Annotated in this window: 27 protein-coding genes; 16 read left to right on the forward strand and 11 right to left on the reverse strand. The window is 50.5% G+C overall.

Annotation, left to right across the window (positions count from 1 at the left end; genetic code table 11):
* Window positions 1–33 precede the first annotated feature (33 nt).
* Entirely contained in the window at window positions 34–1,839 is a 1,806-nt protein-coding gene (locus Q8O77_RS13245) for an ABC transporter transmembrane domain-containing protein (protein ID WP_305553868.1), read from the forward strand.
* Between the two features lie 48 nt (window positions 1,840–1,887).
* On the opposite strand, the gene Q8O77_RS13250 is transcribed toward Q8O77_RS13245, so the two are convergent.
* Together Q8O77_RS13250 and Q8O77_RS13255 are read right to left on the reverse strand one after the other, a co-directional pair.
* Window positions 1,888–4,479: a chemotaxis protein CheB gene (locus Q8O77_RS13250; RefSeq protein ID WP_305553871.1), complete on the reverse strand. Its 2,592-nt coding sequence runs from the start codon at window positions 4,477–4,479 to the stop codon at window positions 1,888–1,890.
* Window positions 4,476–5,066, reverse strand: coding sequence for a PAS domain-containing protein (locus tag Q8O77_RS13255; protein WP_305553873.1), 591 nt, complete (start codon window positions 5,064–5,066; stop codon window positions 4,476–4,478). Before Q8O77_RS13255 ends, Q8O77_RS13250 begins: the two co-directional genes overlap by 4 nt.
* A 330-nt stretch (window positions 5,067–5,396) precedes the next feature.
* On the opposite strand from Q8O77_RS13255, the gene Q8O77_RS13260 reads away from it, so the two are divergent.
* The 5 genes from Q8O77_RS13260 (at window position 5,397) to Q8O77_RS13280 (ending at window position 10,591) form a co-directional block, all read left to right on the forward strand.
* On the forward strand, window positions 5,397–6,716 hold the full coding sequence (locus tag Q8O77_RS13260) for a PP2C family protein-serine/threonine phosphatase (RefSeq protein ID WP_305553876.1): 1,320 nt from the start codon (window positions 5,397–5,399) through the stop codon (window positions 6,714–6,716).
* 11 nt (window positions 6,717–6,727) lie between these two features.
* Window positions 6,728–7,222 (forward strand): STAS domain-containing protein, encoded by a 495-nt coding sequence (locus Q8O77_RS13265; RefSeq protein WP_305553879.1) that lies wholly within the window; start codon window positions 6,728–6,730, stop codon window positions 7,220–7,222.
* 74 nt (window positions 7,223–7,296) lie between these two features.
* Window positions 7,297–7,761: a VOC family protein gene (locus Q8O77_RS13270; protein ID WP_305553883.1), complete on the forward strand. Its 465-nt coding sequence runs from the start codon at window positions 7,297–7,299 to the stop codon at window positions 7,759–7,761.
* Between the two features lie 37 nt (window positions 7,762–7,798).
* On the forward strand, window positions 7,799–10,015 hold the full coding sequence (locus Q8O77_RS13275; RefSeq protein ID WP_305553886.1) for an amidohydrolase family protein: 2,217 nt from the start codon (window positions 7,799–7,801) through the stop codon (window positions 10,013–10,015).
* Between the two features lie 21 nt (window positions 10,016–10,036).
* Window positions 10,037–10,591, forward strand: a complete 555-nt coding sequence (locus tag Q8O77_RS13280) for a YdeI/OmpD-associated family protein (protein ID WP_305553889.1) — start codon at window positions 10,037–10,039, stop codon at window positions 10,589–10,591.
* Between the two features lie 14 nt (window positions 10,592–10,605).
* Here the strand turns inward: Q8O77_RS13280 and Q8O77_RS13285 are convergent, their stop codons facing one another.
* Window positions 10,606–11,307, reverse strand: a complete 702-nt coding sequence (locus Q8O77_RS13285) for a helix-turn-helix transcriptional regulator (RefSeq protein ID WP_305553892.1) — start codon at window positions 11,305–11,307, stop codon at window positions 10,606–10,608.
* Between the two features lie 58 nt (window positions 11,308–11,365).
* Here Q8O77_RS13285 and Q8O77_RS13290 point away from each other — a divergent pair, with 58 nt between their 5' ends.
* The 3 genes from Q8O77_RS13290 (at window position 11,366) to Q8O77_RS13300 (ending at window position 13,470) form a co-directional block, all read left to right on the forward strand.
* Complete coding sequence (locus Q8O77_RS13290) at window positions 11,366–11,704, forward strand: NIPSNAP family protein (protein ID WP_305553895.1); 339 nt, start codon at window positions 11,366–11,368, stop codon at window positions 11,702–11,704.
* Entirely contained in the window at window positions 11,701–12,036 is a 336-nt protein-coding gene (locus Q8O77_RS13295; RefSeq protein WP_305553898.1) for an antibiotic biosynthesis monooxygenase, read from the forward strand. Before Q8O77_RS13290 ends, Q8O77_RS13295 begins: the two co-directional genes overlap by 4 nt.
* A 228-nt stretch (window positions 12,037–12,264) precedes the next feature.
* Window positions 12,265–13,470, forward strand: a complete 1,206-nt coding sequence (locus tag Q8O77_RS13300) for a serine hydrolase (protein ID WP_305553901.1) — start codon at window positions 12,265–12,267, stop codon at window positions 13,468–13,470.
* A 29-nt stretch (window positions 13,471–13,499) separates the two neighbouring features.
* On the opposite strand, the gene Q8O77_RS13305 is transcribed toward Q8O77_RS13300, so the two are convergent.
* The gene (locus Q8O77_RS13305) at window positions 13,500–14,372 is read right to left on the reverse strand and encodes a LysR family transcriptional regulator ArgP (RefSeq protein WP_305553905.1); all 873 of its coding nucleotides are present in this window, start codon (window positions 14,370–14,372) and stop codon (window positions 13,500–13,502) included.
* Window positions 14,373–14,468: 96 nt separating this feature from the next.
* Here Q8O77_RS13305 and Q8O77_RS13310 point away from each other — a divergent pair, with 96 nt between their 5' ends.
* From Q8O77_RS13310 to Q8O77_RS13330, 5 genes are all read left to right on the forward strand, one after another.
* Window positions 14,469–15,065, forward strand: coding sequence for a LysE/ArgO family amino acid transporter (locus Q8O77_RS13310; protein ID WP_305553908.1), 597 nt, complete (start codon window positions 14,469–14,471; stop codon window positions 15,063–15,065).
* 137 nt (window positions 15,066–15,202) lie between these two features.
* Entirely contained in the window at window positions 15,203–15,538 is a 336-nt protein-coding gene (locus Q8O77_RS13315; RefSeq protein WP_305553911.1) for a helix-turn-helix domain-containing protein, read from the forward strand.
* Entirely contained in the window at window positions 15,535–16,803 is a 1,269-nt protein-coding gene (locus tag Q8O77_RS13320; RefSeq protein WP_305553914.1) for a type II toxin-antitoxin system HipA family toxin, read from the forward strand. The genes Q8O77_RS13315 and Q8O77_RS13320 overlap by 4 nt, the downstream gene beginning before the upstream one ends.
* Window positions 16,804–17,245: 442 nt before the next feature.
* Complete coding sequence (locus Q8O77_RS13325; RefSeq protein ID WP_305553917.1) at window positions 17,246–18,262, forward strand: hypothetical protein; 1,017 nt, start codon at window positions 17,246–17,248, stop codon at window positions 18,260–18,262.
* Window positions 18,263–18,303: 41 nt separating this feature from the next.
* On the forward strand, window positions 18,304–18,984 hold the full coding sequence (locus Q8O77_RS13330; RefSeq protein WP_305553920.1) for a hypothetical protein: 681 nt from the start codon (window positions 18,304–18,306) through the stop codon (window positions 18,982–18,984).
* Window positions 18,985–19,113: 129 nt separating this feature from the next.
* On the opposite strand, the gene Q8O77_RS13335 is transcribed toward Q8O77_RS13330, so the two are convergent.
* Window positions 19,114–19,473 (reverse strand): type II toxin-antitoxin system HigA family antitoxin, encoded by a 360-nt coding sequence (locus tag Q8O77_RS13335; RefSeq protein ID WP_305553922.1) that lies wholly within the window; start codon window positions 19,471–19,473, stop codon window positions 19,114–19,116.
* A gap of 345 nt (window positions 19,474–19,818) precedes the next feature.
* Here Q8O77_RS13335 and Q8O77_RS13340 point away from each other — a divergent pair, with 345 nt between their 5' ends.
* Both Q8O77_RS13340 and Q8O77_RS13345 read left to right on the forward strand, forming a co-directional pair.
* Complete coding sequence (locus Q8O77_RS13340) at window positions 19,819–21,201, forward strand: alkaline phosphatase D family protein (RefSeq protein ID WP_305553925.1); 1,383 nt, start codon at window positions 19,819–19,821, stop codon at window positions 21,199–21,201.
* A 334-nt stretch (window positions 21,202–21,535) separates the two neighbouring features.
* Complete coding sequence (locus tag Q8O77_RS13345; RefSeq protein WP_305553928.1) at window positions 21,536–22,192, forward strand: hypothetical protein; 657 nt, start codon at window positions 21,536–21,538, stop codon at window positions 22,190–22,192.
* Between the two features lie 146 nt (window positions 22,193–22,338).
* Here Q8O77_RS13345 and modC read toward each other — a convergent pair whose 3' ends face one another.
* The 6 genes from modC to moaC all read right to left on the reverse strand — a co-directional run bounded on the left by modC (window position 22,339) and on the right by moaC (window position 26,338).
* On the reverse strand, window positions 22,339–23,409 hold the full coding sequence (modC, locus tag Q8O77_RS13350; RefSeq protein WP_305553931.1) for a molybdenum ABC transporter ATP-binding protein: 1,071 nt from the start codon (window positions 23,407–23,409) through the stop codon (window positions 22,339–22,341).
* Window positions 23,406–24,107, reverse strand: a complete 702-nt coding sequence (modB, locus tag Q8O77_RS13355; RefSeq protein WP_305553934.1) for a molybdate ABC transporter permease subunit — start codon at window positions 24,105–24,107, stop codon at window positions 23,406–23,408. Before modB ends, modC begins: the two co-directional genes overlap by 4 nt.
* A gap of 4 nt (window positions 24,108–24,111) precedes the next feature.
* The gene (gene modA / locus Q8O77_RS13360; protein ID WP_305553937.1) at window positions 24,112–24,930 is read right to left on the reverse strand and encodes a molybdate ABC transporter substrate-binding protein; all 819 of its coding nucleotides are present in this window, start codon (window positions 24,928–24,930) and stop codon (window positions 24,112–24,114) included.
* A 3-nt stretch (window positions 24,931–24,933) separates the two neighbouring features.
* Window positions 24,934–25,383 carry a molybdopterin synthase catalytic subunit MoaE gene (gene moaE / locus Q8O77_RS13365; RefSeq protein ID WP_305553940.1) on the reverse strand — a complete coding sequence of 150 codons (450 nt, stop codon included), beginning with the start codon at window positions 25,381–25,383 and terminating at the stop codon, window positions 24,934–24,936.
* A gap of 1 nt (window position 25,384) precedes the next feature.
* Entirely contained in the window at window positions 25,385–25,636 is a 252-nt protein-coding gene (locus tag Q8O77_RS13370; RefSeq protein WP_305553943.1) for a MoaD/ThiS family protein, read from the reverse strand.
* Window positions 25,637–25,828: 192 nt separating this feature from the next.
* On the reverse strand, window positions 25,829–26,338 hold the full coding sequence (gene moaC, locus Q8O77_RS13375; RefSeq protein WP_305553946.1) for a cyclic pyranopterin monophosphate synthase MoaC: 510 nt from the start codon (window positions 26,336–26,338) through the stop codon (window positions 25,829–25,831).
* Between the last annotated feature and the right edge of the window lies 1 nt (window position 26,339).

Below are 26,339 nucleotides of genomic sequence, written 5' to 3' on the forward strand. Positions count from 1 at the left end.
CACTAATACAATGTTAACTACTAAGAACAGGTTATGACTGATAAAACCCCGCATCCCGCTGTACCATCCAACGTAGCAGTGTCAGCAGAAATAGCACTATCCCCACAAATAGCTGTGCTGCCCTGGTTGGGCAGTTTTTTACGCCCTTACCGCAACCGTGTAATGCTGGCTGTGTTGTTTTTACTGGTAGGTTCGCTTAGCTGGCTGGCATTGGGCCAGGGCGTACGGCTGTTGGTAGACGATGGCTTTGTTGCCGGCAACGCCGCCAGGTTAAACCAAATTACGTTGGCTATTTTGCTGGTGTGTGCGCTGGCCGCTGCTGCGGTATTTTGCCGCTTTTATTTAATGACCTGGCTGGGTGAGCGGGTAAGTGCTGATATCCGTAACCGCGTGTACCAACATATGCTGAAGCTGTCGCCGGCGTTTTACAGCCAGATGCGCACCGGCGAGGTGATTTCGCGCTTTACCGCCGATACCACCTTATTGCAAAGTGTGGTGGGCTCCAGCCTGTCGATGGCGCTGCGTTCAGCCGTCACCGCTATCGGCGGTTTGCTGATGATGGCGCTAACCAGCTTTAAAATGACCGGCTTAGTAATGCTGGCAGTACCACTGGTGCTGTTGCCGATTATTGTGCTGGGGCGCAAGGTCCGTAAGTTGTCGCGTGCCAGCCAGGACAGGTTGGCCGATGTCGGCGCCTATGTGGATGAAAGCCTGCATGAAATTCACACCGTACAGGCATACGGTCATGAAGCGCATGATCAACAGCTGTTTGCCGATCGTATTGAGCAGGTAATGCAGGCAGCGAAACAGCGTATTTTTTACCGCTCGTTGCTGATTGCCGCGGTAATGCTGCTTAGCATCAGCGCCATGGTGCTGATCAGCTGGGTTGGTGCGCGTGATGTGATGGCAGGCAACGTCAGTGCCGGCGAGCTGACGGCCTTTATGTTTTATGCCGTGATGGTAGCCGGCAGCGCCGCCACCATCAGCGAGGTAATCGGCGATATTCAGCGCGCAGCCGGTGCCACCGAGCGCTTAATTGAGCTGGCCACTGCGCCGGTAGACATAGGCTCACCGGCTACGCCGTTAGCGCTGCCACTGCCGGTTGCCGGTGCGTTGAGCATCCGGCAGCTTAGTTTTGCTTACCCGCTGGCGCCGGATAAAACCGTGCTTGCGCAATTGGATATCGATATTAAACCCGGCGAGCGCATTGCACTGGTGGGCCCCAGTGGTGGCGGTAAAACTACCTTGTTCCAGTTGCTGCAACGTTTTTATCAACCCACAGCAGGGCAGATCATGCTGGATGGTGTCGATATCAGCGCGCTGGATTTAGCCGCACTGCGCGCCCGCTTTGCGTTGGTGCCGCAGGAGTCGGTGATTTTTGCCACCTCTGTGCTGGAGAATGTACGTTACGGCCGGCCTGATGCAACAGAGCAAGAAGTGATAAACGCCTGCATAGCGGCGCGGGCCGATGGCTTTATCCGCGAGTTTACCGACGGCTACGCTACCCAGTTGGGCGAGCGCGGCGTACGCTTATCCGGTGGCCAAAAGCAACGTATTGCCATTGCCCGCGCCATTTTAGCTGACCGGCCGGTGCTGCTGCTGGATGAGGCCACCAGCGCGCTGGATGCCGTAAATGAGCAGCAGGTGCAACAGGCATTGGATTATTTAATGCAGGACAAAACCACACTGATTATTGCCCACCGCTTAGCCACGGTAATAAATGCCGACCGTATCTTACTGCTGGAGCAGGGCCGCTTAATCGCCAGTGGCACCCATCAGCAACTGCTGCAAAGCAGCCCTCTTTATCAGCAATTAGCCCAGCTACAGCTGTTAAGCTGATACTGGCAGTGTTATATACCGGCAGAGCTATCCGCACCTTTGTGGCCGTTAGCTGCGCGATTTTTCGCGCAGTGCGGCTTCGAGCTTTTTCGTCGCACTGATATCCACCAGGGTGATCACCACGCCGTCTATCACATTATCCAGTCGCCGGTACGGCATAATACGTACCGAAAACCAGCGCTCGTCGGTAGTGGGAATTTGTTTTTCGCTGAATTTCAGTGTGCGCAAGGTATCCAGCGCATCCTCATGCAAGGAGGGGTACTGCAGACTGCTGGTTAGGTCGCTCAGTGGCCGGCCCAGATCGCTTTCACGCAGGTTAATAATATTCGCCGCGCGGTCGGTATAGCGGCGCACGTTTAATTGCTGATCTAAAAACAAAATGGCAATTTCAACGCTGTTAAGCGTATTTTGCAAATCGCTCTGCGCCAGAGCCAGGTCGTCCAGCTTAGCCTGTAATTCGGTATTAATGGTTTGCAGCTCTTCATTCATCGACTGCATTTCTTCTTTTGAGGTGGTCAGCTCTTCATTAGTGGATTGCAGCTCTTCATTGGTCGATTGCAACTCTTCATTACTCGACTGCAGCTCTTCTTTGGAGCTGCGGGTTTCTTCACGTAAAGTTTGAATTTCATCCAGGTATTGTTGCTGTATGGCCGCCAGTGAAAAATCCATGCCGCTTGTTGCGTCTGTCTGCTGCGGTGCGGCGACATCGCGAAACACCACCATGGTCATGCCCTGCAGCGCGGCCGGTTCCTGCAGCGCCTGTACAGTAACATCAACCTGCATACTGTTGTCGGCGTCAAGCGGCAAGCGGTGTAATTGCAGCGGCGCTGCTTTGCTTTGGGCCTGTTGCAATGCTAAAGCCAGCGGCGCACGCAGCCCTTCGCGAACCATAGCATGGAAATTCCAGTTTGCTTTGCCGGCGGCCGGCTCCAGATATTTACCGGTGCGGCCACTGATATAGACAATATCACCGGCGCTGTTGAGTACCACTGCCGCCGGGGCATACACCTGCAGCAGGACCTGATCGGCTGCCGTTTGCAGATTGTCTGACGGTGGCGAAGGTGTTTTGTGAGTGGGCACCGGATGCTCCTTAGCAAGGATTGATAAAGGCGGAAACGAGTGTACCGGCAGGTTGCGCACGCTATGTGCAAGCGGATCCTTACGCGAGTACAGCCGTAACTTTGCCTGTAGCGGTTGAAATAAATTCTGGCTGCGGCCAATGGTTTCTGAGCTGCCCAGCAACAAGATGCCATTGCGGCGCAGGCTGTAATGCAACAGCGGCAGTAACCTGCGCTGCAGCAGGGTATCAAAATAGATCAGCAGGTTGCGACAAATAATTAAATCCTGCCGCGTGAAGGGCGGGTCGAGTATCACATCATGTTGCGCAAACAATACCATGTCGCGGATATGCTGCTTAATTTGGTAGTAGCTGTCATGGCGGATAAAAAACTGCTGCAACTGCTCTGCACTAACATGCTCACTTATCGTCAGCGGGTATTGGCCACGCCGTGCCCGGGCGATAGCATCCGGGCTGAGATCAGAGGCGAAAATTTTTAAACTGAAACGGCGCAGTTGTGGTTGTTGCTGCAGCAACTGGCAAAATGTGATGGCCAGTGAATAAGCCTCTTCACCGGTAGAGCAGCCAATACACCAGGCACGCAGGGCTGTTTCACTGCTGTGTTGCAGCAGTGCCGGCAGGGCGCTGTCGGTCAGATAGTCCCACACCGCAGTGTCACGGAAAAATTGCGTTACGCCAATCAGCAGCTCTTTAAACAGCAACTCATTTTCCTGCGGGTTGTCGGCGAGAAAATCGGCATAGTGCTGCATGCTATCAAGATTGTGAATAGCCATGCGCCGCTCAATGCGTCGCTGCATGGTGCTGGTTTTATACAGCGAAAAATCATGTCGGGTATGGCTTTGCAGCCGGGTGATGATCTGCTGTAGCGCACTGTCAGGCGCCAACTGCTGCGGCGCGTTTTCTATTTGCTGCGCTGCGGGTGCCATCTGCGCCGCTAACGGCTGCACTGTATTAAGCTGCATTTGCGCGATTGCAGATAATATCCGTGCCGGCAGTTGCGCCGCCTCTGCAATAATATCAACACAGCCGCTGGCAATAGCACCTTGCGGCATCGAATCAAATTGCGCTGACTCCGGTTGTTGCACAGCAACCAGGCCGCCGGCAGCTTTAATGGCCTGAGCCCCCAAAGTGCCGTCGCTACCCATACCCGATAAAATAACGCCGATAGCATTGTCAGCCAGGGTATCGGCAAGTGATTGGAACAAGATATTTACCGGCAGGCGCAAACCGCGCGCCTCTTTTGGTGTAGTCAGTTTTAAGGCGCCATTATGTACTCTGAGCTCGGTATTGGGCGGGATCACATAAACCTGATTGGCGCTGAGGGGCATGCCTTGTGTCGCCTGTTGCACTTTCATGCCGGTGGCGCGCTGCAACAGCTCTGCCAGCATGGCTTTTTGCGTCGGATCCAGATGCTGCACTATTATCCACGCCAGCCCGGTGTCCACCGGCGTGTGTGATAAAAACTGTTCCAGCGCCTGCAAACCGCCGGCGGAGGCGCCAATGCCGGCTATGGCTTTGGGGGTAGTAGCGGCTGCGGCTTTTGCTGTGCTGGCAGTGTTCACGTTAGCATAATCAAAATAGCTTTATGATCCGGGCTCAGCTGTGCGCTCAGGCGCAAAGTCTGTGCTGTTGCCGCGTCTGTACTTACCATCAGCGTCGCGCTTTGTTGGTTGCGTTGCACCCGGGTAAGGGTAGCGCTAAGCATTGGCCGGCATGCTGCACTAAACAACGACAACAGTGCGCGGCCACACAGTTGCTCCGGCCTGTTCTGTGCCTCGTTAGCAAATAAACGCACAGCAGCGGCATTGCAGGCGGTGATCAGGCCGTCAAGGCTAAGTATAAAATAGCCAGCCGGCGCCAGCTCAAAGAACTGCCGGTAGCAAGCAAGTTCATGGTTACACTCGCGCTCATTCTGTTGCAGTTGCTCTAACTGCAAATCCAGCTCTACCTGATGAATTTGCAATTCATGCAGTAACTTCAGGCCGTCACCGGCAGTATTGGCCGCGCTGCTAAGCCGGTAAAGCACGCCCAGCGCATCGGCGCTTGCGGTAAAAGCATTGCTTAACTGCGCCGTACCTGAGCGAAGCTGCTGTTCAGCTTGTTGGCGCAGCGGCGCGTCCGGGTGCGGCGGAATGATCGGATCAGACATGCAAACCTGCATTAACGTTATAGTGTGCTGCAGTATAGGCCTATTAGCGCACGGTAGACACTGAATACCTGCGCTGGCTTACTGAAAATCTGCGGTTTCCAGGTACAGTTGCGTAGCGTGAATGCCCCTGGCGCTTAGCTGTTGCAACACGGTTGTACCGTCGGTAACAGCTAGTGTCAGTGGTGCCGCCAGCGGCTGCTCCAGCTGTAATATCTGATCGAAGCCAGGTGCTGCAGCAATGCAGTCTGGCGGCTATAGTTAAACTATGTCAGCAAGAGTTAAGCTATACCACGCAGTCAGTGTGCACAGACATAATTGAAGGAATGCAGCATGGCGCATTTTACCAGCCAGCCAAACACCGGAGCGGATGACAGCGTAATGGTGTTTGCCGCAGATGTTGAGGTTGCCGATGAACCGCAGGCCAGCTGGACGGTGCTGATTGTCGATGATGACGTTGAGATCCATCAGATCACTAAGCTGGCGCTGCGCGATTTTAACTTTCAACAGCACAAGCTTAACTTTATCAGTGCTTACAGTGCCGCTGAGGCAAGGGATATTCTGGCGGCACAGCATGATATCGCGCTGATACTGCTGGATGTGGTGATGGAAACCGACGACGCCGGCCTGACGTTAGTGCGCTATATTCGCGAAACGTTACACAACGATCTGGTGCGGATTATTTTGCGCACCGGCCAGCCGGGGCAGGCGCCCGAGCAGCGCGTGGTGCAGGATTACGATATTAACGATTATCGCGCCAAAACCGAGCTGACAGTGCAGCGGCTTAACACGTCGGTGGTGTCGGCACTGCGCTCTTATGTGGCGATTGAACAATTAGCACAGTTAAACGCCAGCCTGGAGCAGCAGGTGCAGGCCAGAACGGCAGAGCTGCAACAAAGTAATCAGCAGTTGCAGCACACCCTGGCTGAACTGGAAGCCGGTGAGCGTGCCGGCAAGCAGGTGCAGTTTAAAATGTTGCCGCCAGCGGATTTCAATGTGGCACAGTTTCAGTTTAGCCATGCCTTGTATCCGTCGGAATTTATGAGCGGCGACTTTGTTGACTACTTTGCTGCCGACGAGCACAAAGTGGTGTTTTATATTGCCGATGTGTCAGGCCATGGTGTGGCGTCGGCCTTTGTTACGGTGTACTTAAAACGCTTTATCAGCGCCAACCTGGAGCGCTACCGCCGCGGCAGTTCAGCGATGCTGACCGACCCCGCGGCGCTGCTGGCGGCACTGAACAGCGAATTACTGCTGGAGAAAATCGGCAAATATATCGCGCTGTTTTACGCCGTGCTGGATACTCAGAGCGGCGAAATAACCTACGCCAATGCCGGTGCTTTTCCCTGGCCGTTGTTGTTGCAGGGGCAGGATAGCGGTTATCTGTCGTTAAAAAGTACCCCGGTGGGGATGTTTGACTTTGCCGGTTACGCTAATCAAAGCATGCAACTGCAACCTGACAGCAGCTTGTTATTATTTTCTGACGGTATGTTAGATTTACTGCCGCAACAAAGCACTGAACAAAAACTGCAACATTTGCTGCATGTTAGCCGGCAGCACAGCGACATAGCAGCATTGTTGCTGGCGTTGGATATTGATCCAACAGCGCCATTGCCGGATGACTTAACTATACTCAAACTTTCACGGCATTAGCTGAGGCGACTATGGCAGAGCACGAACAGATTTTGTTTGCCTGTATTGATAACTGCTGTTATTTCAAACTCAGCGGTGAGCTGCGCTACACCAATGCTACCGGTATGGACGATCTGGTCGAGCGGCTGTTCCATCAGCAAATGGGCTGTAACCGCGTAGTGGTGGATTTAAACGAAGCCAGCTTTATGGACAGCACCTATATTGGCCTGCTGGCCAGCCTGGCACGTTATTGCCAGCAGCAACAATTGCCGCGTCCCACCTTGTTTTCAACCCATACTGAAGTCAACGAGCTGCTGTTTGGCCTTTGTTTGGAACAGGCGTTTGACATTATTCAACAGCCTACTCAGCATGCTGTCGATATGGCAACGGTATCTGCGCAGCACTATAGCGATCAGCAACAAGGCCAAATGATCCTGCGTGCGCACGAAGCTTTGATTGCGTTGAATGAGAAGAATAAATCGGCATTTGCGCCGGTGGTCGATTTACTAAAGCAGCAGTTAAAATGAGCCGGCAAGCCCTTTGTCGCCAGCTATACTAAAACCGCTTTAAATTTCACAGCAACTACAGTAAGGAGACGAAAATGTCTAAGCCTCAGGCTATTCCGGCAGGTTATGCAGCGGTACTGCCTTATCTGGTGATCAAAAACGCGGCAGCGGCGCTGGAGTTTTATCAAAACGCCTTTGGCGCAGAAACCATTATGCGGATGGATATGCCCGGCGGCGCGGTAATGCACGCCGAGATGCGTATAAGCAGTGCAGTATTTATGCTCAGTGAGCAAAGCGATGACTGGGGCAATAAAAGCCCGGATATGCTGGGTGACAGCCCGGTAACGTTGATGATCTACGTGCCCGATGTCGATGCCTTTGTTCAGCGCGCAGTTGCTGCTGGTGCTAAATTAACCATGGCGGTAGCCGATCAGTTCTGGGGCGATCGCAGTGGTTGTTTGCAAGATCCGTTTGGCCACCGCTGGATGATTTCGACGCATATTGAAGATGTGTCTGAGCAGGAAATGGCAAAACGCGCGGCGCAGATGTTTGGTCAGTGATACAGTGTAAAGCAGGACTTTGGGCGGCGGAGCAAAGATGAAAAAGCAAATTTGGGCACTGGTATCATTGTTGGCAATAACGGTTATGGCACTGACGGCCTGCGTCAGTAACGACACTGCTGCCCCGCAGGCAAACAGTGTAGCTCAACTGCTGCGATTGGACTATGTCAGCAGTATCGACAACAGCGCCCGGCAGTATTTTGTTTATTTACCGGCCGGTTATCAGCAAAACAGTAGCAAAAAATGGCCGGTGATGCTGTTTTTACATGGTAATGGCGAACGGGGTAATGGCCAGGATGAGCTGGATTACACCTTAATCCATGGCCCGTTATACGAAGCTTGGGTGCAAAAGCGTGACCTGCCGTTTATTATCGTGGTGCCGCAGCTGCAGATGTTTGATATGGCTAAGCTGCCGTATATTGCTAACCGCTCGGCCGCGGATATTCCCAAACGCTTAACGGATGGCGTGCCACCACGGCCGGATATGTTTCCCTCCACCAGACCCATTGCACCGGCTGAACCGGTAAGCGATATGAGCACAATAACGCCGTTGTTGCCCGATGGCTGGGAGCGCGCAGAGCAAGACCTGCTGGCAATGCTGCAAAACGTGCAGGCAAGCTACAATACCGACGTCAGCCGTTTATATTTAACCGGCATCAGTTATGGCGGCTTTGGCAGCTGGTTTATGGCCAGTAAGCACCCGCAGTTATTTGCCGCTGTTGCGCCGGTAGTCGGCTGGGGCCACCCGGATTTAATGCCACCTATTGCACAAGCGAAAACCCCGCTGTGGGTATTTGCCGCCGGGCGGGATTCGGCTGTCAACAAAGATTACTTCTATCCGGGTATAGAAACGCTGCGCCAGCTGGGCCACAGCAAGGTACGTTTTAGCATGTTGGAGCAGGCCGAACATGATGCCTGGCGCCAGGTATATGCCGGCCAGGACTTGTATAACTGGCTGCTGGCACAACAAAAACCAACCGCTGATGTTGCTGTTACCGTATTCGATCAGGTGCATGTATTACCGATGGACTCAGATCAGTTGCTGAGTAATCAGCGCGTACTGGTGCAGGGCGACCGTATAGTTGCCGTTGGGCCGGTAGCAGAACTGGCAATACCACAAGGCGCCACTGTGATAGATGGTGCAGGGCGTTATCTGATGCCCGGCCTGGCAGAGATGCACGGCCATGTGCCGCCATTGGCCGATTTCAGTGGTATACCGGCGCGTTATTTAGACGATGTATTAACTCTGTATCTGGCCGGTGGCGTGACTACAGTGCGCGGTATGCTGGGGCATGATCAGCAATTGCGCTTAAAAGAGGATATTGCCACCGGCAAGCGCCTCGGGCCAACGTTGTACCTGGCCGGGCCCAGCTTTAATCAGCATACGGTAACCTCAGCTGAGCAAGCACGTGAGCGGGTGCGCCAGCATAAGCGAGAGGGTTGGGATTTACTGAAAATTCATCCGGGTTTAAGCCTGCAGCACTATCAGGCGATAGCCGATGAAGCTAACAAGCAAGGCATCGATTTTGCCGGCCATGTACCGGAGGCTGTAGGCATTGAGCAGGCAATTTTGCTCGGTAGCCGTACCATCGATCATCTGGATGGTTATATGGCAGCGCTGGGCGGTTTTGATAAAGCGCTGACTGCTGCCGATATGGCACCACTGGTGGCGCTGACTAAGAGCAACAATGTGGCCGTAGTGCCCACTCAGGCGCTATGGCAAACCATTATCGGCGCCTCTGATCCGGCACAGTTGCAAAACTATGATGAGCTGAAATATATGCCGGCGCGGGTACTGGCCGGCTGGCAGCGTTATTTGCAGCAACCCGCTGGCGCTTACTACAGCGGTGATACAGCAGCCTTGCATGCAGAAAACCGCCAGCGCTTGTTGCGGGCGCTAAATGACGCCGGTGTCACTATCTTAATGGGCACCGATGCACCACAGCTATACAGTGTGCCCGGCCTGTCGCTGCGCCGTGAAATACCGCAAATGGCCGCCGCCGGTATCAGCAACTACGACATTTTACGCAGTGGCACCGTGCTGGTAGGGGAGTATTTTGCCGATAAAGACCGCTTTGGCCAGGTTAAAGCCGGCCAGCGCGCCGATTTACTGTTGCTGGAGGGCAATCCGCTACAGGATTTATCCGTGCTGTATCAGCCGGCCGGGGTAATGGTGCGCGGCCAGTGGCTAAGCCGGGCCACGCTGGATAGCAAATTGGCAGATATAGCGGCAGCGCGGCGGGCAGAAAATTAATACTAAGGAAGCTAACGTAAGATGATTCAAAACGACACCTACTCTGAATTTACCGCTATAGTGCTTAGTCCGGCGCTGCCGGGTGATGCTCTGTTGCAGGCTTTTGTGCTGTTGCCGAAAGAGGCCAGTGAAAAACTACCCCGGCGCGGCAGAACATCGGTAACCGGCCATATAAACGGCGTGGCGTTTCAGGCCACACTGGAACCGGATGGCCAGCTAAGCCATTGGTTAGGCTTGAGCGAACAGTTGCTTAACGCCGCCGGCGCCGATATTGGCAGTGTTGCCAACTTTGATATTAAGGCGGTAGAGCAAGAGCCGGAACCTGAACTACCAGCCGATTTGCAGCAGGCGCTGGCCGCCTCCGCTGAAGCCAGCGCTGTCTGGCATGACACCACCACTATTGCCAGGCTGGATTGGATCCACTGGATAACCTCTGCCAAACAGGCGAAAACCCGCGCCAAGCGGGTTAGCGATGCCTGTAATATGCTGGCAGAGGGCAAGCGGCGGGTGTGTTGTTTTGACCCATCCGGCTTTTACAGCAAAGCCTTTAGTGCGCCCAAAGCGGCTGATTATTAGCCTTGAGAGGGCATTTAGGGGAAATAGCAGCGCCGAAATGCCGCCAGGCCTTTCGCAGTAAAGCGAATGGCGCGCGAGTCCGGTTCGCGGCTGGCCCAATTTTTACTGAACACATCAGCTAAAATCCATTGTCCCAAAGCACCGGCCAGATGGCTGCGGCGCTCGCTCCAGTCCAGGCAGGATTTGCACAGCGGTCTTTTAGTCGCGTTAAGGCGGGGTAAGTCGGCGCCGATTTGCTGAAAAAAGCTTTCTCCCTTAACCGTCAACGCGGGATCATGGCGTTGTTCGGTGATAAGTTGCTGTACCAACAGGCTGTCATATAACATAACGGCTGTTTCACCGGCCAGATGATCATAACAAACCCGGGCTTGTCGCAGCCCACTATCAGCAGGGCCAGTGACAACAGTAGGCATACTAGCAGCGCTGATACTCAGCAGTTGCTCCAGTAATGCTGCTACCGCATGGTCTTTTAACTGAAAATACTTATGCCGGCCTTGTTTACGCACACAGACTAAATCGCCGCTCAGCATTTTTGCCAAATGGCTACTGGCAGTGGGCGGCATAATATCCGCTTCCAGAGCCAGCTCGGTTGCCGTCAGGGCTTTGCCGCCCAGCAGTGCAGTGAGCATTTTAGCGCGGGCATTGTCACCAATCAGGTTAGCGACCACAGCAATATTCGGTTGCATATCAGTTATACCGTTCAGTTCGATGCTCATCGAAGCATATCAATATTGTTCCGTTACACTGCCTTGCAGCAAACAGGAGGAAATGTTGATGAGCATAACATGTTTTATTGAGTACCGGCTTGACCCGTTTAAACTGGATTTATTTGCACAGTACGCGCAAAACTGGGGGGAAATTATACCGGCCTGTGGTGGTGAGCTGTTGGGCTATTTTTTACCGCACGAGGGCTGTAACGACAAAGCATTTGGCTTAATCAGTTTTAACAGCCTGGCAAATTACGAGACATATCGGGCGAGGTTGAAGCAAGATAGTGCTGCCAAGCAAAACTTTGCCTTTGCGCAACAGCAACAGTTTATTTTGCAGGAGCAACGCACGTTTTTAACCGTGATGCCGGCAACCTTTAACCAGGCTGCAAAGGTGTCGCTATGATAGCAGTGATATTTGAAGTAACCCCGACCAGCGCGGGTAAAGACAGCTATTTTGTCCTGGCCGCTGAGTTGGCCCCGATCCTTAACAGCATTGACGGTTTTATTTCGGTAGAGCGTTTTGAAAGCATGGTTAACCCTGGCAGTTATTTGTCATTGTCTTTCTGGCGGGACGAGGCGGCCGTGCTAGCCTGGCGGCAACAATTTCAGCATCAGGCTGCGCAGCAGCAAGGCCGCAGCGGCTTATTTGCCCACTACCGGTTAAGGGTTGCTACTGTGGTGCGCGACTATGGCTTAAGCGATCGCAGGCAAGCGCCTGAGTTTATTTCTCTGTAACGGCAAGCCAGTCATTCACGCTAAATGTTGCAGGGCGCGTATCGGCGCGTCCTGTGTTTTGCTTTCCTGCTTGTTAGTCAAATAGCGCAATAGTTGGTTTAACTCCGCGTAGTTGGGTGCTGCATTGGTATTGCCAGTACAACTAAACAGATATATATCAATTGCATAGAGCTATGGCGTGCTCTTTGCAAAGTCCATCCTTTTCCTCAGCTATTGGATGGTTAACTAATGAAAAAATACGTCTTAGTGTTATTGTTGTGTCTGTTAACGCTGTTTATCTACTTTTTGCCACGGCAGGCTGCGTTAAGTGACAGTGCGCTAGGCACTGATAATTTTATTACTGCGCTGATGCGGGAAGCGGCCATTCCGGGGCTTGCTGTAGCCAAAATCAATGCCGGTGAGCTGGTTTACCGGCAAACTTTTGGTTATGCCGATATTGCACAGGGCGTTCCGGTGCGGGATAACACCATGTTTAATATTGCCTCCATTAGTAAACCGGTAATGGGGTTGATATTGTTGCAATTAGTGCAGCAGGAACAGCTGGCATTGGATGAGGATATTAATCACTATCTGCCGTTTAAGCTTGATAACCCGCATACCGACGGTGAAGTCATCACACTGAGACACTTGGCCAGCCATTCCTCTGCTATCGCCGTAAGCAGTTACGCCGAAAACAAAGACGCTGACAGCAGTTTACATGCTCATCTGTTGGCTTTATTAACACCCGGTGGCAGTAAATATGGCCAGGGCCAATATTTTTTAGCGCAAATGCCGGGCGATGCGCGAACCTACAGCAATCTGGCAGCCGGGTTGGCAGGCTATCTGGTTGAAGCGACAACCGGTGTGTCATTGGCGCAATACAGTAAAGCAACACTGTTTGGGCCATTGGGGATGCAACACAGCAGTTGGTTGTTGCACGATTTAGATTTGGCTAAGGTCGCGGTACCATATGAAGTAGAGCAGTGTGTGCCTTATCTACCCCTTTGTACCGACACTGAATCGCCCCGGCTAAATCAGTTTATAGGCCACTATATTAACCCTGATTACGCCTTTAAACACTTTCGGCCTTATCCGCATTTTGGTAATCCGCAATATCCCGATGGTGGCATGCGCAGCAGCATTCACGACATGAGTGTTTTGTTAACCGCGGTGCTGCGTAATAAAGACCTGCATGGCGAGCCGCTGTTGTCTGATGCGCTGTATCAGGAAATGCTGGCATTGCAGTTGCCGGATGTTTCACAGAGCCAACGCTTTTTCTGGCGCGACAACAGCAAAGGTTGGACCGGCCATATGGGCTCGGATTTAGGCGTTTTCACAGCGTTGTATTTTGACCACGCCAGCGGTGATGGTTTTATTATTCTGATGAACCGCAGTGCCGATGCTTCAACCGAAGTGGCAATGAAAAAATTGGCCGATCGGTTGATGATGCTCTAGTCGGCCGTTAACAAAGGTTTAAGCCGTCTTCAGCTAACGCAGCGCAGCTGCTGCCGGGCGGTGGCGGTAATTTGTTGGCGTAACTGCGCCATTAACGGGCTTTCGCTTTGCCAATAGTGCCAGTACAGCGGGGTATCCAGATGATAATTTGGCGTTAAATCAACCAGCTGCTTAGTTTCCAGATAAGGCTGCATCTGTAATTCCGGCAGCAGGCCAAAACCCAGCCCGGCCAGAGCCGCGCGTAAAAAACCTTCGGACGATGGGCATAAATGGGTTTGTTGCGGTGGCTTACCACAGACATCCTGCAGATACTGATGCTGCAGTTGATCATCCTGATTAAACACCAAACACGGCGCCTGCGGCAGTTGTGTCAGCACGTCCTGATCTAAGCGGTAACGGCGGATAAAGTCCGGGCTGGCCACAGCGCGGTAACGCAGTGCGCCCAGCGCCTGTACCTTAGCACCATTGACCGGCTGGCTGCCGGCACACAGACAGGCCATCACATCGCCCTGTTTCATCCGTTTAAGCCCTACTGACTGATCCTCCACCACAAAATCAAAACACAGCTGCGGGTAGTCCGGTAATACCAATGCTTGTGGCAGCCAGGTCGCCAGCGAGTCGGCATTGACCGCCAATCTTATGGTAGTAACACTGGTAGCTTCCAACCCCAGTGTGGCTTCCATTTGCCGTACCTGCTGCAGATGGTTCAGCAGCCGCTGCCCGGTCGGCGTGGCAACCGGCGGCGTCGTGCGCAGCAATACCGGCTGGCCGGCGAGGGCTTCCAGCTGCTTAATACGGTGGCTAACCGCCGATTGCGTCAGGTACAGCAGTTTTGCCGCCCGTTCAAAACCACCTTGTTCCACTACGGCGGACAGAGCTTGCAGTAAGCGGTAATCAATCATTAATTTAATTCATCTGTACTTAAAATAATTCTTTGGATTAATAGTAGTCTGAAAGGGTATGTTCTGCAGCAGATTTTTCTGCACAGGGGAAGCAGCATGGCGTTTTTACTGGGGTTTGGTGTCGGCTTAAGTTTAATAGTCGCCATAGGCGCACAAAATATCTGGGTGTTAAGCCAGAGCATGGCCGGGGCCAACCGGCTGGTAATTGCCGCTGTTTGTATACTCTGCGACTGCCTGCTGATTATGCTGGGCGTATTTGCCGTGCAGCAAATGCAGCTATGGGTGCCGCCATTGGTGCCGCTGCTTACCTGGCTGGGTGTGGCCTTACTGTTATGGTTGGCCTGGCAAGCGGCCAGCCGCGCCCGGGCTGGTGGCAAAGGCTTGCAAACCGATAGCGCAACTCAGGTGATGAGCAACAGCAAAACCGCGTTAACCGCTTTGGCGATTACCTTATTAAACCCGCATGTGTATCTGGACACGGTATTTTTAATTGGCGGCGTGGCGAGCCAGCAAGCCGCACCGCTATGGTTTATGGCCGGTGCTTGTATCGCCTCGTTAGTGTGGTTTTCCTCACTAACCGCTTTGGCTCCCAGGCTGAAAGTCTGGCTTAACTCGGCCAAACGCTGGCAGCTGTTTGACAGCGCCATCGCCGTGTTGCTGGGCGGTATCGCGCTTAATCTGGCGCTGCAGTAGCTCAGTGCAGTTCTGTTGACCAATTTTAACGGTCCCTTTATCTGTTTTATAAAGTTCAACATAGTAAGGAAACGCATTTATTGCTTTTTTCTTTATAGGAAACTAATATGTTTCTTTGTGATGCAAAAGCAATATATGTGACTACTGATATGGCCTCTATTCTGCAACAAATAAAACAGCGCCGGCTGACACTGGGTTTAAAACAGAACGATATGCTGCTGCGTGTCGGCGTATCACGTCAGCAGTACCAGCGCCTTGAAGCCAAGGGTAACCCCAGATTGAACACTCTTGAGCTGATAGCGCAGGGGTTAAACAGCGAGTTGCTGCTGATCCCGAAAGAAAAACTCAGTGCAGTAGTCGCGCTACTGGAACAAGAGCCCTTACTGCAACAATCCGCTAAATCCACAACTGAAAATGCGCAGAAAAGTCTGGCCGATGACCCATGGCAGGACTTATTGGGAGATGACCAATGAGTAGTGACCTCGCGGACGAAATAAGTGTTTTAAAGTTAACCTTGCATAACAGGTTAGTGGGCTACCTGGCCGGATTTCAAAGTGGTAAAAATGTACTGAGCTTTGCCGGGGAATTTAAGCAGGATCCTAATCGTCCTACCTTTAGCCTGATAACCCACCCGGCGTTTCCCAGAGCTGAAAAATTAATGGCTGAACTCTGGTCAAGAAACCAAAGGTTGCACCCTATACTATCCAATCTGCTGCCGGAAGGTGCGTTAAGGGAGTTAATAGCACAAGGTCTTAAAGTGCATGTCGACAACGAATTCCATATTCTTTCCTATTTGGGCGCGGATTTGCCCGGCGCTCTGGTAGCTGAGCCTATGGAACCAGAAGACGTGCCAGACACTGTGCTAAGCGCACACCGCAACGCCAGAGCCGTTAAATTTAACAAAATAGCCGCAGAGAACAAGTTTTCGTTGGCGGGTGTGCAGATGAAGTTTTCCATGAAGGAAAAGGATGGACGCTACAACCTGGCCAAAGGTGATGTGTTGGGAGACTGGATAATCAAAACACCGTCGACCAAACATAAAGATGTACCGCTGAACGAGTATACTGCAATGACACTTGCGGCACTCATTGGCATCGACATTCCCGACATCAAGCTGGTTGAACTGAATAAACTGGACAACCTTCCGCCGATAAATCTGCCTGATGAAAAGCTGGCCTTTGCGATAAAACGGTTTGATCGCAACGATAATATCCGCATTCACATGGAAGATTTTGCTCAGGTATTAGTGAAGTATCCGCATGAAAAATATCAATCGGCAAACTATGAGCAAATTGGCAAGATTATCTATGATTTTTCGGGAGACGGTCTGGCTGACGCGCAACAATTTGCCAGACGGCTGTTGGTTAATATCCTGCTCGCGAACGGCGATGCGCACCTGAAGAATTGGAGCTTGCTCTATGCTGATCAAGTCACGCCACGGCTGTCACCGGCTTACGACATCGTCACAACCAGTGTATATATTGACGGCGAAAGGCATTTCGCACTTAATTTAGGCAAAACCAAACAGTGGTACGACGTTTCGCTGGCAAACTTTCAGTTGTGGACTGACCGCGCCGGCATCCCATGGCGAGCCATTAAACCTCATCTGGATGATGCTATGACAAAAGCCAGAAGCCTTTGGCCAGAGGCCATCAACAACCTGCCGATGCATGAAGATCACAAACATAAGTTAAAGCAGCACTGGCGCAATTTGACAGAAGATTTTCAGATAAAATGAAATGGTCAGTTGCTCTGCGTAACGCAATGTCAAACAGGCTAATTGCACAATGTTGTACTGTCACCATGCCGCATCGTTTACCGCGAAGCAGGCGAGTAGGTGCTAATACTGCACATCATGAGCGATGAACAGCAACCACGGGCTTTTATGTTGCAGCCGGCAAACTAGCAACTCTTCAATACATCGCCAAGCACCACTCTACTTAACCATCAATGCCAACCAGCGTTATCCAGCCATCTAAGCACATGCCATTTAAATGCTTGACCCAGTTTTGTTTTTCGGTAAATGTAACAACTGGTTTAAGGTTTACTCAATTATTTTTTAGCTTTAAGGTATGTCAAAAAGCAAGACCTGACCCTGAAGGATCCCCAAGACCTGACCCTGAAGGATCCCTTGCGGTCATCGCCTATGTTTGCTTCAAGTTTCTCTGATGAGTACGAGTATGATTCAAGTAAAAATACCTCAAAATTTGTCCCTTACTAATGCGCTAAATTTTTGCAATAGATTGTGGGATTTGGAACATTCTGATGAGTACGAATTTGATTTTGTGAATCTCGGTCTGGTGGAGCCGTTTACCATGGCCTATGTGGCTAATGAACTGAAGAGGTTCAGAGAAACGAGACCACACAGCAGATTTAGAGCTGCCAATCATAAAGATAAGTCATATGCTGCGCATATGGGATTTTTTAGGGCTTTTGGATTGAAGTTTGGAAATGAGCCCGGCGAAGCAAGCGGCAGTAGTACCTATCTTCCTCTAACAATATTGAATGTTGCCGACTTACAGAGCGAAGCCGGTAAATCAGGTGAGCATGTCGGTACTATAATTGAGTCAAAATCTGAACAAATCGCCAAAATATTAACGAGGCAGCAAACAGGCGACTTGGTCGATACTCTTACATTTTCAATTAGAGAAATAATGAGGAATGTTGTTGAGCATTCTAATTCTGAGGTTATCGAATATTGCGCTCAATATTGGCCGACTAAAAGCTTAGTTGAATTTGCTGTTCTGGATACTGGACAGGGGATTATGCGAGGTTTGTCAACCAACCCATATTTGAACATTAATGATGAACGTGATGCATTGCACCTTGCTTTGCTGCCAGGAATCTCTGGAAAGATGTATAAAGGTGTTAGAAAAAGAATGCATGACGAGTGGCAGAATTCTGGGTTTGGTCTTTATATGACTAGTAGAATTTGTAGAAATGGTGGTAATTTTTTTATTGCAAGTAACGACAAAAGCATTTTTTTAGATAGCACATCGAAGCAGGATTTAGAGTGCAAATATAAAGGTACGGCTTTGAGACTTCGTATCGATACTAGTCGAATATCTTCATGTAGTGAAATGCTTGCTAGATATCGTAATGAAGGCTACCAAGCTGCAAAGAGGTTTGCTGGCGATGATGCAATTGAACCCTCTATTGCATCTACAATGTTGGCGAGAGATTTTCAAGAGTCTTAACATGGCCATTAAGTCTGCCCACTGCGGCCCCAGAGAGAATGATGTCTGAAAATAACATAAAACCTGAAAAGATCACCAAACCTATTCAGTTATTAGCTGCATGGCTAGCTGGACTTTTTTCAATTGATAGCTGTTTTTTAATCGGGGCAGCAAATTTAGAACAAGGCTCATTTGAATCAATTGCACTTGTAGTTGCTGCAATAGTAAATGTACCTATTTTCCTAGCAGCTGTTTTTCTTCTACAAACAAAGTTCCGGCCAGAGCTACAAGAAGACTCTTATTATTCAACCTATCTTAGTCAAAAAACCAACCAAACTGTGAAGGTCACAAAACCTGAGGCACAGGCCATAGAGTTTAGTCATCGCATAAGCGCTATAGAAAAATTAATCGAGGAAAAAACATCGTCTCAGGAGGAACAAAGTGGAGAACTCTTCGGGCTACTGGTTGGAGTTAACGACTTTCTATCAGACAGAGAAAAAATCAAGCAATTACTAGCAGCACATGGTGCTTCTGGAATTTCATCATTTGAAGGTAAAGACCCTCCGAAGGGACGTGTTGTTGCAATTGCAGAATCCCTAAGTAATGCGAAAACACACCGTATTATACAGTTAGCAAAAGAGATTGGTTTTACCCATTACAGCAGATTCGATAATTGGGCTGAGCAAACAAAAGAAGTAGTATTGTTTGGTAGCTACGGTGAACCTGATTATGAGATTATTTAAAGGCCAACAAGTCAAGTCAGCATCGCCACTTCGTGGCTGGACGCGCTGAAACGCGCCGCGGTTTGCGGCGTTGACGTCCGTTTTTCGCTCATAACTGCTGTTCAAGGTTTACCACCTGCTTGGAAGCAATTAAACAAACATCGCTACCGGTATACCAAACCGCTTGGATAAAGCGCGGATATGGCCGAGTGTTAACGAGCGCTTGCCGCTTAGCATTTGCGATACCAGCGATTTTCCGCCTATCTCCTCACTTTGCGTAAGGCCGTGTTGATCTATCAACAGCCGCAGCATGGCTATACCAGGTTCTAAATCTTCTATCCGCTGATTAAACACCTTAAACCGCTCTGCGGTTTCTTCGTACTCTTGCAGCACCGGAAACAGCAGGTCTATCAGCAGCTGATTAGCATCATAGTCTTCGACCAGTTCATCCATTAACGCTAACAGTTCGTCATATTGCTGATCAGAATTAATGCCCTGCAGCCACGGCATAACCTTGATTAATTGCTGCGATAAGGACTTTACTGGCTGAATATCTAACCTAATCGGCTCCTACTTACTGCTTTAGTTACGTTATGGCGGCGAAATTGCCTGGGGGTTACAAATAGCAAATCGGCATGACTCCAGTATTCGAGTGCAGATTTATTCTATTTGACGGTATTAAAAAAAAATTTTATTTAAATCAGTGACAAAACAATTAGTAAGCACTTTTAGCTGAAGTTGGCAACTAAAAACAACGTGCCATTTATTGAATTTTTAAAAAGGCATGCTAATACATAACGACTGCTCTAAATATTTAACTACCCAGTAAGCTGGTTTAAATGATGAGGAAATAACATGGATGTTCAATGCCTGTCTGTTGGGCCTATTGTTGGCCATACAACTTCTCACTATGTTCGGATTTTTGGTCGCGCTGAGTTTTCTATTGATGGTGGTAGGCCGAGAAAAGCTCATGGCGTTGTCAGGTATAGAAAATCAGGTAGTCAGAATTACTCTAAGCCTATGTATTTTAAAATGAATCCAAACTTTGACATGACAGGTGTAATTGTTATCTCCGGGCTGAAAGAAAACTCTAAATATGAATACCAAGTAGGCTGGTTTTATTCCGACGTTGATACCGTCGATATCAATGTAGACAAGGTACTTGAATGGAAACAAATTGAGGTTGTTGAATTTAAAACTGCTTCTTCAAGCCAGGCTGAGCCCAGAACGCTCGTGTTCGGCTCATGTCGATATGTGCTGCGCCTGTTTGGCGGGCTTTGGTGGGATGACCGGGGCGACAAGGTTTTCAAGTCAATCCTTGAGCAAGTAAAAACTGGTGAAACTATTGATCAGTTAATCATGTGCGGCGATCAAATATATGCAGATGATTTGAACGTGTTAGGCGCAGACGAGTGTGTAGATGAATACAATAAGAGATATCAGAAGATTTTAACAACGCCATATCTTCGCAAGCTTATGTCTCAAGTTCCAACGTACATGATGCTGGATGATCATGAAATTGAAGATAATTGGCCTGAATCTGCAGATTCCCGCGATTGGGTTAAAAAATTTCCCGCCGCGATTCAATCATTTGCAACTTACCAATCGAGTCATAGTCCGCTATTCGATCTTAAGGGTAGTCGTATTAGCGGAACGCCAACCCACCTTTGGTATCAGTATACCGATGGGTGCTGTGAGTTCTTTGTAACTGATTGCCGTACGGAAAGAAACCTGAATTCAAATAGCCTTGAAATGATAGGTCCGAGGCAAAAGCGTGAGCTTTTTAAGTGGCTTACCAATGAGAGCGGTTTGGTAAAGGTCATAGTAACAAGCGTCCCGTTATACGAATCAGAATCTTCTGATAAGTGGCATGGATTTATCAGTCAAAGAGATGAACTTTTAGAATGCATCCGCACAAACTCGGTATCAAGAGTTGTGTTTTTGTCCGGTGATGTTCATGCCTGCATGGCTTCTCAACTCGATTTAGGTAATGGAGTGAAAGTAACCTCTATAGTGTCATCCGCTTTTTTCTGGCCATATCCACATCCGAATAGAAAAGATTTCAAGCTGAGTGGAAATATTAAAACATCTACCAGTAATAAATATAAGGTTATCAATGCCAGTGATGTATACCCTAAAGATGCATTCACTAAACTCGATGTGTCAGTTAATAAAATCGGTATTAATTTCATTTGCAGGAAAGGCATTCAGCTTAGAAGTTTGAGTTTGAGCTTTTAAATTTCTGTTGAATCTTGATTTGAATGAAACTAATGATATCAAGGTATTATTAAAGAAAAGAAACCAATTGGTTGGCTTTTTTAGGTGTGACACAGTGCCGGTAATAGAAGCTGATTAACGTATTTCATTTTTGACATCAAGAAATTCGGAGAGAAGCTTGGGCTGTAACATATATAGCGTCTATTCAAGCCGATGTTGGAGATTCTTGGTATGTATCAAAAACCGTCAGTAATTCGCATGTAAATAATAGTTTTGATGAGCAGGAAAGTTGACTATGACGACACGGCTAATTTCTTGCCAGATGACAGGTTGTAACTTTGTTGGAGAAGCGTAAGTGACTGAAAAAAAAGAAGTTTTGATAGAGCTTTGGAAGTTTACAATTCTAGTATTTTCAATTCTTGCTGCGTTGACTATCGGGAGGTATTCGCTTGGATTGACATTTGGTCCGATATCAGAAATTAGCAAAGATGGGGTGAAATTCAGTCAAGAGGCAAAAGGTGAACTAACAGATCTGGCTAGCAGGTTGAACGGAGCTCTTGCGGCAATTGACGAACTCAAAAAAATTACCCCAGATGCGCAGACAAACCTTAGCAAAATTCAAGCCGCTGTTGTTGAGGCCGAGCAAACAGTGTCTGAGCAAAGCGCTCAACTATCTACGCTGGCCGTCAGTGCAAACGATGGAAATTCAAGACAAGGCTATATCTTTATAGGAAATTACTCTGGTTCATGGAGTTCCGTAAAACTTGCTTCAACACAAACCGGGCAGCCAATAACAATTCATCCCGACCAGCTTTTACCCGGAACAAGCTATAGCGTTCTCGGTAATATGGTTGTGCGCGATGGTTTACCCGCAAATGACGTTTCTTATTATCGAGGCCGTAAAAGTTTAGGGACAATCCCACTAGGAACTGAAGTAAGAGTCCTTAGCCGTCCAACGGGGATTGATCGGGAATTTGCTGTTCAGTACTGGGCAAAAGTAGAAGTTCTGTAGAAGTTGCTAAAGTTAGAATTATATTTTGCCAAAGATGGTTTACCATGAGTTCTAGGGGCCTAAAAAATTAGGCTTAATTTTGTGGCCACTCAGATTTGGTTGCTATGTTTCTAAATCCTGCTAGCTCAACGCTAGCCGACCCCCCGTTAATCCAACGCCACTGCTTTAATCTGGGCATATATCGGCTGGCCAATTTTTAAGCACAAGCGTTCTACCGATTGCTTGGTTAGCAATGCCTGCAGCGGTTGGCCTGCCAGTGTTAGCTGCACCAGGGTTTCGGCCGGATGGGGGGCGCTGTTAAAGCCGCTGATGCTGACTTGTAACTGATTACTGACCGAGCTGTCGCTAAGTGGCTTCAGGCTTAGCGCCACATCGCGCGCCTGAATACGTAAACGGTAGCAAGTGGGTGAGTAACTTGCTGTGTCGCCATGCTGCGGCGCGGGCAGTTGTAACTGCTGCTTGCCAATGCTGAGATGCTGCAGGTGGTTAACGCTGCCATGGCTTTTTGCATGCAATAGCGACATAGCGCCGATAGCGGCCAGCTCGGGTTGCAGTAACTGCTGTGCCAGCGGGCCCTGGCTGATAATGCGGCCATCCTGCATCAGCACCAGCTGATCGGCTAATTTCACCACATCATCCAACTGATGGCTTACCAACAGCATCGGAATACCGGTTTGGCTGGCGATACGCTGTAAAAACGGCAAAATCTCACTGCGGCTTTGCTGATCCAACGATGCTAACGGCTCATCCAGCAACAGTAACTGCGGCTGACTTAGCAGGGCGCGGCCCAAAGCCACGCGCTGGCGCTGGCCGCCGGATAATTGCTCTGGCGCTTGTTGCAATAAAGGCGTCAGCTCCAGCAACTGGATCACCTGCTCTGGTTGTAGCTGTATCAAAGTATCTTTTGCCAGCCGGTTAAAGCCATACAGCAGGTTTTGCGCAACGGTTAGGTGCGGCAATAAACTGCTTTCCTGAAATACCATGCCAATACGGCGCTGATGCACCGGAACAAAGCGGCTGCTTTGCTGCCATATTGCGGCGCCACATTGCACTTCAGCATCAGCATGGCAGTCCAGGCCGGCAATGGCGCGCAGCAGGGTGGTTTTGCCACAGCCGGAGCGGCCAAATAATGCGGTTACGCCCTGTAGCGGCAAGCTGTTGTTAATCTGCAGAGAAAAAGCACCGCGCTGCAGCGTCAGCTGCACTGATAAGGTCACAGCAGTGCCTCGCGCTCAAAGCGCCGGTTTAGGCCATAAACAATAAACAGCACAACAAAGGCGCTGATAACTAAACCCAGCGATAACTGCTGTGCCTGGGCGTAGTTCATCGCTTCGGTGTGGTCGTAAATCAGCACCGACAACACCTGAGTTTCGCCGGGGATACTGCCGCCGAGCATTAAGATCACGCCAAATTCGCCCAGCGTATGGGCAAAGGTTAAGGTGGCGGCGATGATAAAGCTGCCACGGCAGAGCGGCAGTACTACGCTAAACAGCTGATCCAGCTTGCCGGCACCTAAGGTCGCGGCGACTTCCAGCGGCCTTGGGCCCATGCGCCTAAAGCTTTCCAGCAGCGGCTGCACGGTAAAGGGCAGCGAGTAAATCACCGAGCCAATTAAAATGCCGCTAAAGCTAAACGCCAGATGCGATAAACCCAGTTGCTCAAGTGTGCCACCGACAGCGCCATGCGGCCCCAGCAGTAACAATAAATAAAACCCCAGCACCGTTGGCGGTAACACCAACGGCAGCGCCACTATCGCCTGAATAGCCGTGCGCAGTTTGCTCTGGCTCAGTGATAACCACCAGGCCAGTGGTGTGCCCAGCAGCAATAAAATAACCGTGGTGTAAAAACACAGTTTTAACGTAAGCCGGATGGCTTGCCAGTCCTGCGGGCTAAGTGTGGCGAAAAGCTCGGGCATAACGTTACTCCTGCCTGCCTTGCGGTTGACTGGTCGGAAGTTCAAAACCCGGCCTTTCAAAACCAAAACGCTGCATCATGCTTAGCACTTCAGCGCTGGCCATAAAGGCGCTAAACAGCCTGGCGTTGTGGTTATCGGCGCCATGGCGGGTTATCACATACGCTTGCAGCAGCGGTTGATGCAGCTCTGCCGGTATCAGCTGGTAGCCCTGGCTGGCCAGTTGTGGAAGCTTAGCCAGCGCGGGAAACTTGGCCAGCGATAGCGCAATAATGGCGATATCGGCGCCACCGCTTTGTGCCAGTTGCGCGGTTTGGACAATATTCTCGCCATACACCAGTCTTGGTTCGACTGTCGGCCAGACGCCAGCAGCCTGCAGTGCTTGTTTGGCGCGCTGGCCATAGGGTGCATGGGCCGGTTGGGCAATGGCGAGGCGGTTAAAATCAAACTCTGTCAGTTGGCTCAGCGCAATGCCGGCCATATTTTGCTTTGGGCTCCACAGCACTAAATGCCCCAGTGCATAAGGCTGTGGCGCTGTTGCTGCCAGGCCATCCTGATACAGCTGTGCCGGGAACTGGCTGTCGGCCGAGAAAAACATGTCATAGGGCGCACCATGGCGGATTTGCGTGCTGAGTTTGCCGCTGGCACCATAGACAATCTTTAGCGCAAGTGTGGGGTGCTGCCGGCGAAACAGCGTGCTGATTTCATCCAGCGCATAGCGTAAGTCAGAGGCGGCCGCTATCGTCAGCTTGTCGCTGGCATCGGCGGTTAAAGCGCTGAGAAAGCAAACTATTAGCAGCAACTGACGTAGCAGCAATTGACGCATTGGCTACTCCCAGCGCGCCAGCGCTTGCTGGTCGCTGTCTTTGGCGGCAACCCAGTAATCACCGCTGGCGGTATGTTCTTTTTTCCACAGCGGTGCGCGGTTTTTCAGGTAATCCATAATAAATTCGCAGGCGGCAAAGGCCGCTGCGCGGTGCGCGCTGGCAATGCCGACAAACACAATCTGCTCATTCTGTTTTAGGGTGCCAACGCGGTGAATAATATGTACTGCGCCAAGCTGCCAACGGCTTTGTGCCTGCTGAGCAATAGCGATAAGGGCTTGTTCGGTCATGCCGGGGTAGTGCTCTAGTGTCATACTGTGCAGGGTGTTGTCGCTTAGCTCGCGCACCAGGCCGCTAAAAGTGACGACAGCGCCACAGGCTGAGTGGCGGCGAAGCTTGTCGTATTCACTGGCCAGGCAAAAATCATCGCTTTGTACTGCGATAAAGATACTCATACTAACCACCGGTAACCGGTGGAAAAAACGCCAGCTCATCGCCATCCTGCACGCTGGCCGTTAACGGTACCAGCTGCTGGTTTAGCGCGCAGAGTAAATCGCTGCGGCTAAGTTCCTGCTGCCAGGTATGGCAACGGCTTTGCAGTTGCTGCAGTACATCGGCTACCTGCAACATTTTGCCCTCGCAACTAAGCAGGTATTGTTCGCAATCAAGCCGCTCGCGCAGGGCGGCGAAAAACAGAATTTTAATCATTGGTCTGTTCCTTAAAAGTCTCTATCGATAACGGTTGAACCCGGGGTAAATTGGAATACCTTTGGCCATTTGTTTAGCCGAAACGCCGGTTGCAACAACCTTCCGGGCTCGCCACAGCAACTCGCTCGCTGCTGGCGCGCTCACTCAGACACTCTGTGTCGACCCAAAAGGTGTTCCAACCTCCGCTTAATATCAACGATCATCCCGTTGCTGATAGTTGTAATGCCCGGACTTGCCGCCGGTTTTCTCCAGCAGGCGGATATCGCTGATAATCATCGCCTTATCCACCGCCTTACACATATCGTAAATGGTTAAGGCGGCAACTGAGGCGGCAGTGAGTGCCTCCATTTCTACGCCGGTGCTGCCGCTGAGCACACAGCAGCTTTCTATCTGAATTTGGCCTTGCTCCGGCAGCAACTGAAAATCGACTGATACTTTGCTTAGCAGCAGCGGGTGGCACAGTGGAATAAGCTCGCTGGTTTTTTTCGCCGCCATAATGCCGGCAATGCGGGCGGTGGCCAGTACATCGCCTTTTTTCAGCAATGCCCGGGCAATTAAATCAATCACCTGTGGCGTGGTTTGCACCAGGGCGCCAGCGCGGGCCAGCCGGGTGGTGTTTGGCTTGGCGCTGACATCGACCATAGCCGCAGCGCCGCTCTGATCAATATGAGTAAGATCTATATGGGTAAGGGTTGCTGTCATC

Origin of the sequence: Rheinheimera sp., assembly GCF_030690345.1 — a bacterium.
Lineage (GTDB): Bacteria > Pseudomonadota > Gammaproteobacteria > Enterobacterales > Alteromonadaceae > Alishewanella.

Coding starts and splice junctions, on each gene's coding strand:
- Q8O77_RS13245 (WP_305553868.1), top strand. CDS start 34: ATGACTGATAAAACCCCGCATCCCGCTGTACCATCCAACGTAGCAGTG.
- Q8O77_RS13255 (WP_305553873.1), bottom strand. CDS start 5,066: ATGTCTGATCCGATCATTCCGCCGCACCCGGACGCGCCGCTGCGCCAA.
- Q8O77_RS13260 (WP_305553876.1), top strand. CDS start 5,397: ATGGCGCATTTTACCAGCCAGCCAAACACCGGAGCGGATGACAGCGTA.
- Q8O77_RS13265 (WP_305553879.1), top strand. CDS start 6,728: ATGGCAGAGCACGAACAGATTTTGTTTGCCTGTATTGATAACTGCTGT.
- Q8O77_RS13270 (WP_305553883.1), top strand. CDS start 7,297: ATGTCTAAGCCTCAGGCTATTCCGGCAGGTTATGCAGCGGTACTGCCT.
- Q8O77_RS13275 (WP_305553886.1), top strand. CDS start 7,799: ATGAAAAAGCAAATTTGGGCACTGGTATCATTGTTGGCAATAACGGTT.
- Q8O77_RS13280 (WP_305553889.1), top strand. CDS start 10,037: ATGATTCAAAACGACACCTACTCTGAATTTACCGCTATAGTGCTTAGT.
- Q8O77_RS13285 (WP_305553892.1), bottom strand. CDS start 11,307: ATGAGCATCGAACTGAACGGTATAACTGATATGCAACCGAATATTGCT.
- Q8O77_RS13290 (WP_305553895.1), top strand. CDS start 11,366: ATGAGCATAACATGTTTTATTGAGTACCGGCTTGACCCGTTTAAACTG.
- Q8O77_RS13295 (WP_305553898.1), top strand. CDS start 11,701: ATGATAGCAGTGATATTTGAAGTAACCCCGACCAGCGCGGGTAAAGAC.
- Q8O77_RS13300 (WP_305553901.1), top strand. CDS start 12,265: ATGAAAAAATACGTCTTAGTGTTATTGTTGTGTCTGTTAACGCTGTTT.
- Q8O77_RS13305 (WP_305553905.1), bottom strand. CDS start 14,372: ATGATTGATTACCGCTTACTGCAAGCTCTGTCCGCCGTAGTGGAACAA.
- Q8O77_RS13310 (WP_305553908.1), top strand. CDS start 14,469: ATGGCGTTTTTACTGGGGTTTGGTGTCGGCTTAAGTTTAATAGTCGCC.
- Q8O77_RS13320 (WP_305553914.1), top strand. CDS start 15,535: ATGAGTAGTGACCTCGCGGACGAAATAAGTGTTTTAAAGTTAACCTTG.
- Q8O77_RS13325 (WP_305553917.1), top strand. CDS start 17,246: ATGATTCAAGTAAAAATACCTCAAAATTTGTCCCTTACTAATGCGCTA.
- Q8O77_RS13330 (WP_305553920.1), top strand. CDS start 18,304: ATGTCTGAAAATAACATAAAACCTGAAAAGATCACCAAACCTATTCAG.
- Q8O77_RS13335 (WP_305553922.1), bottom strand. CDS start 19,473: ATGCCGTGGCTGCAGGGCATTAATTCTGATCAGCAATATGACGAACTG.
- Q8O77_RS13340 (WP_305553925.1), top strand. CDS start 19,819: ATGGATGTTCAATGCCTGTCTGTTGGGCCTATTGTTGGCCATACAACT.
- modB (WP_305553934.1), bottom strand. CDS start 24,107: ATGCCCGAGCTTTTCGCCACACTTAGCCCGCAGGACTGGCAAGCCATC.
- modA (WP_305553937.1), bottom strand. CDS start 24,930: ATGCGTCAATTGCTGCTACGTCAGTTGCTGCTAATAGTTTGCTTTCTC.
- moaE (WP_305553940.1), bottom strand. CDS start 25,383: ATGAGTATCTTTATCGCAGTACAAAGCGATGATTTTTGCCTGGCCAGT.
- Q8O77_RS13370 (WP_305553943.1), bottom strand. CDS start 25,636: ATGATTAAAATTCTGTTTTTCGCCGCCCTGCGCGAGCGGCTTGATTGC.
- moaC (WP_305553946.1), bottom strand. CDS start 26,338: ATGACAGCAACCCTTACCCATATAGATCTTACTCATATTGATCAGAGC.